Raw genomic sequence first — 10,095 nt, 5'->3', positions numbered from 1 at the left:
CCCGGACCAGCCAGTGAGCCCGAGCCCGGACCAGCCAGTGAGCCCGAGCCCGGACCAGTCGGTGAAGCAGACCCCGGACCAGTCGGCCGGCGAGAAGCCAGGCCGGCCGGCCACCACCGCGGAGGCGCCGCCGAGCGAGACCGCCCCCCGCAGCACGGCCGGGACCGCCGCTCCCCGCCGATCCCGAAGCGTGAGCCAAGGGTCTGCTTCGCAGCGAGCAGAGGCCACTACCCCGCGAGCCTCGTCTCGGGAGGACCAGCTCCCGAAGGCCTCGCCCGCGGAGACCTCGCCCTTGAAGGCCTTGCCCCCGGAGGACCCGGCCGCCCAGCCCCCGGAGGGCCCGCGCGGCGCGTCCGAGGGATCCGCCGGCCGGCCGTCGGCCACTCCCGGCGGTGCCTCCCGCAGTGCCGACGCCCCCTGGCACCACGCCCGCCCCGCCTTCGAGGACCCGCAACGGGACACGGCCCACCCCGACCCCGAGCAACCGGCGACGACCGAACAGCCTGCCCCTGAGGACGCCGCCCCCGAGAGCGACTCCTCTGACAACCACTCCCCGGACACCGGCTCCTCGGACAACGACACCCCCGCGAACCCCCAGGGAGGCCCGCAGTGAACGACGCTCTCGACGTCGCCCTGCGACTCCTGATCGTCTTCGTCGTCTTCCTCACCTTCCCCCTGATCGTCGGTCAGGCCGAGCACAAGGTGATGGCCCACATGCAGGGCCGCCTCGGCCCGATGTACGCCGGCGGCTTCCACGGTTGGGCCCAACTGGTGGCGGACGGCGTGAAGTTCGCACAGAAGGAGGACATCGTCCCCGCGGGCGCGGACCGCCGCATCTTCCAGCTGGCCCCCGCCGTCGCCCTGCTCCCGTACCTCCTGGTCCTCCTCGCGATCCCGATCGGCCCCGGCGAGGGCGCCGTCGGCGAGGTCGTCGACGCGGGCGTCTTCTTCGTGCTGGCCGTCATGGGCGTCGGCGTCCTCGGCTCTCTCATGGCCGGCTGGGCCAGTGCCAACAAGTTCTCCCTCCTCGGCGGCCTGCGCACGGCCGCTCAGCTCCTCGCCTACGAACTCCCGATGCTGCTCACCGCCGCCTCCGTCGCCATGGCGGCCGGCACGGTGTCGCTCCCCGGCATCGTCGACGCCTTCGAGTGGTGGTGGCTGCCCTGGCAGATCGTCGGCGCGATCGTCTTCTTCACCGCCGGCCTCGCCGAACTCCAGCGCCCCCCGTTCGACATGCCCGTCGCCGACTCGGAGATCATCTTCGGCGCCTACACCGAGTACACCGGCCTTCGCTTCGCCCTGTTCCTCCTCGCCGAGTACGCCGGAATCGTCGTCCTGTGCGGTCTGACCACCGTCCTCTTCCTGGGCGGCTGGCACGGCCCCTGGGGCGCCGACGGCCTTGGCTGGGTCTGGACCCTGCTGAAGTCCGCCGTCCTCGCCTTCGTGGTGATCTGGCTGCGCGTCACCTACCCCCGCCTGCGCGAGGACCAGCTCCAAAAACTCTCCTGGACTCTCCTCGTCCCCCTGTCCCTCGCCCAGATCGCCCTCACCGGCGTCGTCAAGGTGGTGATCTCCTGATGTCCCGCCCGTCACCCGACCACCACTCCTCGACGACGCCCGCCGGCCGGCCCCGCATGTCGATTCCTGGCTCCGGCCTCGCCAAGGGCCTGGCCGTCACGCTCCGCACGATGACGCGGAAGACCGTCACCGAGCAGTACCCGGACGTCCAGCCCGACCTCGCACCCCGCACCCGCGGTGTGATCGGCCTGTTCGAGGAGAACTGCACGGTCTGCATGCTGTGCGCCCGCGAGTGCCCGGACTGGTGCATCTACATCGACTCCCACAAGGAGACGATCCCGGCGGCCACCCCCGGCGGACGAGAGCGCAGCCGCAACGTCCTCGACCGCTTCGCCATCGACTTCGCCCTGTGCATGTACTGCGGTATCTGCATCGAGGTCTGTCCTTTCGACGCCCTGTTCTGGTCCCCGGAGTTCGAGTACGCCGAGACCGACATCCACGAACTCACCCACGAGCGGGACAAGCTCCGCGAGTGGATGTGGACCGTGCCGGCCCCGCCCGCCCTCGACCCCGGCGCGGAGGAACCGAAGGAGATCGCCGCCGCCCGCAAGACGGCCGAGAAGCTGGCCGCCGCCCAGGCCGAACAAGCCGCCCAGGCCGCCGAGGCCGAACAAGCCACCCTGGACGCCTCGGCCACCGAAGCCACCCCGGCCGGACCGGACGACCCCCAGGGAGGCGAGGCGTGATCCTCGCTCAGGCACCCCACGGCTTCCTCTCACCCACCGGCGTGGAGATCGCCTTCCTCCTCGTCGGCCTGGTGACCTTCGGCGCCGCCCTCGTCTCCGTCACCACCAAACAGCTGGTGCACGCCGCCCTCTGGCTGGTGGTGACCCTCGGCGGTCTCGCCGTCGAGTACCTCCTGCTCACCGCGGAGTTCATCGCCTGGGTGCAGGTACTGATCTATGTGGGATCCGTCGTCGTCCTCCTCCTCTTCGGTCTGATGCTCACCAGGGCACCCATCGGCCGCTCCCCGGACGCGGACTCCGCCAACCGCTGGGCCGCCCTCACGGTCGCCGTCGCCGCCGCGACCGCACTCGTCTGGGTGGTCGTCGACGCCTTCCGCGCCACCTGGATCGACCTCGACGGCCCGGCAGCCGGCTCCACCGAGGCCACCGGCGCGAGCCTCTTCCAGAACTGGGTCCTCCCCTTCGAGGCCCTCTCCGTCCTCCTCCTCGCGGCCCTGGTCGGCGCGATCGTCCTGTCCCGCAAGGCGAAGGCGGAGCGAAGCTCTCCCTCTCTGAACTCCCGAGACACCGACGAGAGTTCCCCATCCGTCCCGGATGCCCGGAAAAATCCGGCCGAGCAGGAAGGCGCCCGCTGATGCACCTCGCCTATCCCGCCGTGCTCTCCGCCCTCCTCTTCTGCACCGGCCTCTACGGCGTCCTCGCCCGCCGCAACGCGATCCTGGTCCTGATGTCGGTCGAGCTGATGCTCAACGCCGTCAACCTGAACCTCGTCGCCTTCGACGTCTGGCTCAGCCGGACCGCCGAGGAGACCCTGCACTCCGGCCAGGCCCTGACCCTGTTCACCATCGCCATCGCCGCCGCCGAGATCGGCATCGGCCTGGCGATCGTCCTCGCCGTCCACCGCAACCGCGGCACCGCGGACATCGACAAACTCCGCGACACCGCCGAGGGCCACGAGAGCGCCCCGAGCGACGAACCCGCCGAGGACGACGGCACCGCCCCCGCGGCCGAGAAGGCTGAGGCCACCGCGTGACCACGACCACCCTCGCCGTCCTCGTCCCCCTCCTTCCGTTCCTCGGCGCCGTCACCGGCCTGCTCCTCGGCCGCACCGCCCCCGGCTTCGTCCGCCCGCTCGCCGTCCTGCCGACCCTCGCGTCCCTCGCACTGGCCGCGATCGTCGCCGTACGCCAGGGCGGGGACGCGGCGGTCGACGCGGCCACCGAGCTGACGCCCACCGGCTCCGTCCCGGTCGAACTCGCCCTGCACATCGACGGCTTCGCCGCCCTCGTCGCCCTCGTGGTCGGACTCGTCGCCACCTGCGTGCAGATCTACTCGACGGGCTACCTGCGCGACGACCCGCGCTACCCCTCGTACGCCGCCCTCGTCTCCCTGTTCACCTCCGCGATGTTCCTCGTCGTCTACTCCGGCGACCTGATCGTGCTCCTGGTCGGCTGGGAAGTGATGGGCATCTGCTCCTACTTCCTGGTCGGCCACTACTGGGAGACCCCGGAGGCCCGAGCCGCCTCCATCAAGGCCTTCCTCGTCACCAAGCTCGGCGACGTCCCCTTCCTCATCGGCCTGTTCGCCCTCGCCACCGACGCCGGTTCCTTCCGCATCACGAAGATCCTCGGCACGGTCGCGCACGGCGGACTCGACCACCCGACGCTGATCGCCCTGCTGCTCCTGGCAGGCGTGGCCGGCAAGTCGGCGCAGTTCCCGCTGCACACCTGGCTCCCCGACGCGATGGCGGGCCCGACACCCGTCTCCGCGCTGATCCACGCCGCGACGATGGTCGCCGCCGGTGTCTACTTCGTCGCCCGTCTCCTCCCGGTGTTCGAGGCGTCCCAGGCCGCGATGGCCGTCCTCGCCGTCATGGCCGCCGTCACCATGGCGGGCTCGGGTCTCGCCGCGCTCGCCCAGGACGACATCAAACGGGTACTGGCGTACTCGACGATCGGCCAACTCGGCTACATGACCGGCGCCCTCGCCGTCGGCGACCGCGGTGCCGCCGTCTTCCACCTCGTCTCCCACGGAGCCTTCAAGGCCCTGCTGTTCCTCGCGGCCGGCGTGATCATCCACGCGGCCGGCACCAACTCGCTGGCCGCCATGTCCCGCATGAGCGGACTGCGCGACCGCGTCCCGGACGCCTTCTGGACGATGACCGTGGCGCTCCTCGCGCTCGCCGCGATCCCGCCCTTCAGCGGCTTCTTCTCCAAGGAGTCCGTCCTCGGCGCCGCCGAGCACGTCACCACCGGCCACACCGAGCACGCCCCGGCCGCCGCGGGCTGGATCGTCCTCGTCGCCGGTCTGCTCACCGCCGTCCTCACCGCCGCCTACGCAGCCCGGCTGTGGCTGCTGGCCTTCCGCGGCCGTGGCGCCGAGGCCCCCGACCACGGCCGGCAACCGCTGACGATGACCGTGGTGCTGTGGGTGCTCGCGGTCCCGTCCCTCGCCCTCGGCGGGCTCGCCTACCGCTCCCTGCCCGACTGGTTCGACGGCCGAGACCTCGCCCCCACCCTCACCACCTCCGTCCTCGGCACCGGCCTGGCACTCGTCGGCGGCCTGGTCGTCCACAGCGCCTGGCGGCACACCACCGCAGTCGCCGCCCGTGTCCCGATCGGCGCCGTCGCCGCCCACCCCGAGGGCGACGCCGCACAGGTCGAGGCCGAAGCCATCGCGACCCACGCACCCGCCTACGGAGACGTGGCCTCGGCCCCTGACCCGGCAGACCCCGGGCGGCTCCTGCTCGGCCCGCTGCACCGCCACGCCGCCACCGGCTTCCACCTGGACGCCGTCTACACCACCCTGTTCGTCCGCCCGGTGCAGGCCGCAGCGAGCCTCGTCCGATTCCTCGACCGCGAGGTCGTCGACACCTACGTACGCGGTGCGGGCACCCTGCCCCGCTGGCTCGGCACCGCCGTACGGCGAGCCCAGACCGGCAACGTCCAGACCTATGTGAGCGCGCTGCTCGCCGGCACCGTCGTCCTGGTGGTCGCCGTCCTCCTCGTCGCCACGGGAGCGTGAGCACGCGTGATCGGTATTAGCGAGTCCGTGATGCAGTTCCTTCTGGCATTGATCGTGGCCGGCCCGCTCCTCGGCGCGGCGGCCGCTCTCCTCCCCGCCCCGCCCGGACTGAAGGGGAGGTCACCCGAGCAGGCCGTCCTGCGGCACGGTGTCACCGTGACCGGGGCGATCCTCATCGCAGCGATCGTCCTCGCGCTCGGCTTCGACCACGACCAGCCGTCGAAGATGCAGGCCACGACCGACATCAGCTGGATCCCCGCACTCGACGTGCGCATCCACCTCGGCATCGACGGCATCTCCCTCCCCCTCCTGGTCCTGACCGCGCTGCTGACCTTCCTGTGCGCGCTCTACTCGTACTTCAACCTGCCCGCGGGCCCGAGCCCGAAGGCCTTCGTCGCGCTGCTGCTCGTCCTGGAGGCCGGCACCCTCGCCACCTTCGCCGTCCTCGACCTGCTGCTGTTCTTCCTCGCCTTCGAGATGGTCCTCATCCCGATGTACTTCCTCATCGCCCGCTGGGGCGGCGCCGGCCGGACCCGCGCGGCCTGGAAGTTCATCCTGTACACGTTGCTCGGCTCCGTGGTCATGCTGCTCGGCCTGCTCCTGATCGGAATCAAGGCGGGCACCTTCGACATGGTGGCACTCGCCACTGACAACGGCCGCTCGCTGTCCACATCCGTGCAGGTCATCGCCGTTCTGGCGATCGGGATCGGGCTCGCGGTGAAGACCCCGATGTGGCCCCTGCACAGCTGGCTGCCCGACGCCCACACCGCCGCCCCGACCGTCGGCTCGGTCCTCCTCGCCGGCGTTCTGCTGAAGATGGGCACGTACGGGTTCGTCCGCATCGTCCTCCCGGTCACGCCCGACGGCTTCCACACCTTCGCGCCCTACCTCGCCGCCCTCGCCGTCGTCGGCATCATCTACGGCTCCCTGGCCTGCCTCGCCCTCGCCCGACCGGGCGCCAAGGGCGACCTCAAGCGCCTCATCGCCTACTCCTCCGTCGGCCACATGGGATTCGTCCTGCTCGGCATCGCCTCCACGACGCCGACCGGCGTCAACGGCGCCCTCTTCGCCAACATCGCCCACGGCCTCATCACCGGCCTGCTGTTCTTCCTGGTCGGCGCCCTGAAGGACCGCACCGGCACCAGCGACCTCGACACCCTCGCCGAGGAGACCGGCGCCGCCCTCTACGGCAAGGCCCCCCGCCTCGGCGGCCTCCTCGCCTTCGCCGCAGTCGCCTCCCTCGGCCTGCCCGGCCTTGCCGGATTCTGGGGGGAGATGCTGGCCCTGTTCGGCGCGTTCAACCCCGCCGACGGCCTCAGCCGCCCCGCCTTCCTCACCTTCACGGCGATCGCCGCGTTCGGGACGCTCCTGACCGCCGCCTATCTCCTCGTCGTGGTCCGCCGCGTCTGCATGGGCGCCGTCCCGCAGGACGGCCCACGCCTCACCGACGTACGCGCGTACGAGTTCGCGGCCTGGACACCGCTCGTCGTCCTCACCGTCGTCGCCGGCCTCTGGCCCAAGGCACTTCTCGGCCTGACCGACCCGGCCGTGCAGCAGCTCCTCGCAGGAGGCAACCGATGAGCCAGCTCGCCGCCGCACCCTCGGTCGTCCAGTCCGTCGACTGGCTCGCCATCGCACCGCCCACCCTCACGGCGGTCGTCGGACTCGTCGTCCTCGTCGCCGACCTCTTCCTGCCCGAGCACCGCAAGCCGCTCCTCGGCCGGCTCTCCGTCGCGGGCCTCGCCGCCGCCACGGCCCTCCTGCTGCCCCTCCTGGACGGCGACCGCTCCACCTTCTGCCTGACCGGCGACACGCGCGTGTGCAGCTACACGGCCGACCACTTCACCCTCGTCATCCAGTTCCTGGTGCTCGGAGGTGCGCTGCTGGCCGCCCTCCTGTCGGTCACCGCCCTCAAGGACGAGCGCGGAAGGCTCCCCGAAGGGGAGTACTGGTTCCTGCTGCTGTCCTCCGCCGCGGGCGCCGCCCTCCTGCCCGCCTCACGCGACCTCGCCACCCTCGTCGTCGCCCTGGAGGTCGCCTCCCTCCCCGCCTTCGCCCTCGTCGGCATCCGGCACGGCGACCGCAGGTCCTCCGAGGCCGCGCTGAAGTTCTTCCTGTCGTCCGTCACCGCGACCGCCGTCAGCCTCCTGGGCATCAGCTTCCTCTACGCCACGACCGGCACCCTCTACCTCACCCAGGTGGCCGACCGCATCCAAGACGTCGACGGACAACTGCACACCCTCGCCCAGACCGGCGTCGTCCTCACCCTCATCGGCTTCGCCTTCAAGACGGCCGCCGTCCCCTTCCACTTCTGGGTCCCCGACACCTACGTCGGTGCCCCCCTCCCCATCGCGGCCTACCTGTCCGTCGTCGGCAAGGCCGTCGGCTTCTCCGGCCTCATCCTCGTCACGGTCGTCGCCTTCCCGTCGTACGCCGACGTCTGGGGCCCCGCCCTGGCGGCACTGGCCGCCCTCACCATGACCGTCGGCAACGTCGGCGCCCTCCGCCAGCAGGCCACGCGCGCGTACAGCGCCGTACGCCTGCTCGCCTGGTCCTCCGTCGGACAGGCCGGCTACCTCCTGGTCCCGATCGCCTCCGCCGCCTACTCCGACGACCCCCAGCACGCCGTCGGCTCCACCGTCGCCTACGCCCTCATGTACGCCGCCGTGAACCTGGGCGCCTTCGCCGTCGCGGCCCTGGTCGGCCGCAGACACGCCACGAACCGCATCACCGACTACCGGGGCCTTTACGCGAAGAACCCGCTCGCCGCCCTGACCCTGGCCTTCTTCCTGCTCTGCCTCGCCGGACTGCCGCCCGGCATCATCGGACTCTTCGCCAAGGTCACCGTCTTCTCGGCCGCGGTCGAAGCCGGCCTCGGCTGGCTCGCCGTCACCATGGCCGTCAACGTCGTGATCGCGCTGTACTACTACCTCCAGTGGACGGCCCTGCTGTTCCGCGCCCCCGAGGGCGCAACCGGCAAGCACCCCGTCCCCGCGCCCCTCACGGCCGCCATCACCCTGACCGCGGTCCTCGGCATCGTCCTCTCCGGCGCCCCGCAACTGGTCCTGCGCTTCGCCGGCACCACCCTCTTCTGACCGGCACCACCCTCTTCCGACCGGTCACCCGGACGGCCCACGCCCGCCTCCGGGAGCACAAGGGAACCCGGGGCCCTCGTCTGGCGTTGTCCAAAACGGGAGGTTCCACTGGAGGTGGCACCAAGGACACCAGTGGAACCACCAGTGGAACCGCGGATCAGAAGTCGAGATCAGCAAGCGAAGGGTTCCCCTGCCGCACGACTTGGAGGGCGTACCGTGCACCGCCGGCACAACGGGCTCAGGACCGCAGTTCTCCTTGGGGGACTGTCCGCACTCATCATCGTCATCGGCAGCTTCTTCGGCCGCATGGGGCTCGTCGTCGCGGTCCTGATCGCACTCGGCACCAACGCGTACGCGTACTGGAACAGCGACAAGCTGGCCCTGCGCGCCATGCGTGCCCGCCCCGTGAGCGAGTTCGAGGCGCCCGGCCTGTACCGCATGGTCCGCGAGCTCTCCACCCAGGCCCGCCAGCCCATGCCCCGCCTGTACATCTCCCCGACCGAGGCGCCCAACGCCTTCGCCACCGGCCGCAACCCGCGCAACGCCGCGGTGTGCTGCACGGAGGGCATCCTCCGCCTCCTCGACGAGCGAGAACTGCGCGGCGTCATCGGCCACGAGCTGAGTCACGTCTACAACCGCGACATCCTCATCTCCTCGGTCGCCGGCGCCCTCGCCTCCGTGATCATGTTCCTGGTCAACTTCGCCTGGCTGATCCCCATCGGCCGGTCCAACGACGACGACGGCCCCGGCATCCTCGGCATGCTGCTGATCATGATCCTCGGCCCGCTCGCCGCCAGCCTCATCCAACTGGCCATCAGCCGCTCCCGCGAGTACGAGGCCGACGCCTCCGGCGCCCAGCTCACCGGCGACCCCCTGGCCCTCGCCGGTGCCCTGCGCAAGCTCGAACTGGGCGTCAAGCAGCTTCCGCTGCCGCCCGAGCCCCGCATCGAGACCGCGAGCCACATGATGATCGCGAACCCGTTCCGCCCGGGCCAGGGCCTCTCCAAGATGTTTTCGACGCACCCGCCGATGGCGGAGCGCATCGCCCGTCTCGAGAAGATGGCAGGCCACCAGTGAAGACCATCCTGAACGTCATATGGCTCATCCTCAGCGGCTTCTGGCTGTTCCTCGGATACGTGTTCGCAGGCCTGCTGCTGTGCATCACGATCATCGGCATACCTTTCGGCATCGCCGCTTTTCGTATCGGCGTCTACGCCCTCTGGCCCTTCGGCTACACGACCATCGAGCGCCGCGACGCCGGAGCCCCCTCCTGTCTCGGCAACGTCCTCTGGCTGGTCCTCGCCGGCTGGTGGCTGGCCCTCGCCCACATCGTCACCGGTATCGCGCTGTGCCTGACGATCATCGGCATCCCGTTCGGCATCGCCAACTTCAAGCTGATCCCGGTCTCACTGCTTCCGCTGGGCCGCGAGATCGTGCCCACGGACCAGCCGTTCGCCGGGCGCTGAACCACCGCGAGCGGACCGAAGTTGTCCACAGTCCGCCGGTTGTCCACAGGCCGGCCCGGATGTCAGTGGCAACCCGCACCATGAATGCATGAGCGAGAACGAGCAGGCGAAGACACCACCGACAGGACGCCGGGCCCACGCCCGCCCGTGCCCGGTGTCCCGAATATCCGGGCGAGCACAAGCACCGACCGCGTAACGGGCCCTGGCCGCCGCCTACGCCCACCGCCTCCTACGCCCGCCCCGCTC

Annotated in this window: 10 protein-coding genes; all 10 read left to right on the top strand. The window is 70.9% G+C overall.

Annotated features, from left to right (window positions below):
- Positions 1-292: 292 nt before the first annotated feature.
- The 10 genes from BZL64_RS04015 to BZL64_RS03970 all read left to right on the top strand — a co-directional run bounded on the left by BZL64_RS04015 (position 293) and on the right by BZL64_RS03970 (position 9,849).
- The gene (locus tag BZL64_RS04015; protein ID WP_086766213.1) at positions 293-613 is read left to right on the top strand and encodes a hypothetical protein; all 321 of its coding nucleotides are present in this window, start codon (positions 293-295) and stop codon (positions 611-613) included.
- The gene (locus tag BZL64_RS04010) at positions 610-1,578 is read left to right on the top strand and encodes a complex I subunit 1/NuoH family protein (protein WP_086766212.1); all 969 of its coding nucleotides are present in this window, start codon (positions 610-612) and stop codon (positions 1,576-1,578) included. The genes BZL64_RS04015 and BZL64_RS04010 overlap by 4 nt, the downstream gene beginning before the upstream one ends.
- Before the next feature lie 56 nt (positions 1,579-1,634).
- Positions 1,635-2,264, top strand: a complete 630-nt coding sequence (locus BZL64_RS04005) for a NuoI/complex I 23 kDa subunit family protein (RefSeq protein ID WP_086766214.1) — start codon at positions 1,635-1,637, stop codon at positions 2,262-2,264.
- Complete coding sequence (locus BZL64_RS04000) at positions 2,261-2,899, top strand: NADH-quinone oxidoreductase subunit J family protein (RefSeq protein WP_086766210.1); 639 nt, start codon at positions 2,261-2,263, stop codon at positions 2,897-2,899. Before BZL64_RS04005 ends, BZL64_RS04000 begins: the two co-directional genes overlap by 4 nt.
- On the top strand, positions 2,899-3,297 hold the full coding sequence (nuoK, locus tag BZL64_RS03995) for an NADH-quinone oxidoreductase subunit NuoK (RefSeq protein ID WP_086766208.1): 399 nt from the start codon (positions 2,899-2,901) through the stop codon (positions 3,295-3,297). The genes BZL64_RS04000 and nuoK overlap by 1 nt, the downstream gene beginning before the upstream one ends.
- Complete coding sequence (locus BZL64_RS03990; RefSeq protein ID WP_086766206.1) at positions 3,294-5,288, top strand: NADH-quinone oxidoreductase subunit 5 family protein; 1,995 nt, start codon at positions 3,294-3,296, stop codon at positions 5,286-5,288. Before nuoK ends, BZL64_RS03990 begins: the two co-directional genes overlap by 4 nt.
- Before the next feature lie 6 nt (positions 5,289-5,294).
- Positions 5,295-6,869: a complex I subunit 4 family protein gene (locus tag BZL64_RS03985; RefSeq protein WP_086766204.1), complete on the top strand. Its 1,575-nt coding sequence runs from the start codon at positions 5,295-5,297 to the stop codon at positions 6,867-6,869.
- Positions 6,866-8,383, top strand: a complete 1,518-nt coding sequence (locus tag BZL64_RS03980) for an NADH-quinone oxidoreductase subunit N (RefSeq protein WP_086766202.1) — start codon at positions 6,866-6,868, stop codon at positions 8,381-8,383. Before BZL64_RS03985 ends, BZL64_RS03980 begins: the two co-directional genes overlap by 4 nt.
- A 216-nt stretch (positions 8,384-8,599) precedes the next feature.
- Positions 8,600-9,460, top strand: coding sequence for a zinc metalloprotease HtpX (gene htpX, locus BZL64_RS03975; RefSeq protein ID WP_086766200.1), 861 nt, complete (start codon positions 8,600-8,602; stop codon positions 9,458-9,460).
- Complete coding sequence (locus tag BZL64_RS03970) at positions 9,457-9,849, top strand: YccF domain-containing protein (protein WP_086766198.1); 393 nt, start codon at positions 9,457-9,459, stop codon at positions 9,847-9,849. The genes htpX and BZL64_RS03970 overlap by 4 nt, the downstream gene beginning before the upstream one ends.
- The last annotated feature ends 246 nt before the right edge of the window (positions 9,850-10,095 follow it).

Source organism: Streptomyces bobili, assembly GCF_002154575.1.
Classification (GTDB): Bacteria; Actinomycetota; Actinomycetes; order Streptomycetales; family Streptomycetaceae; genus Streptomyces; species Streptomyces bobili.
The sequence above is the reverse complement of the archived record's forward strand: the minus strand, read 5'-3'. Positions and strand labels throughout refer to the sequence as shown.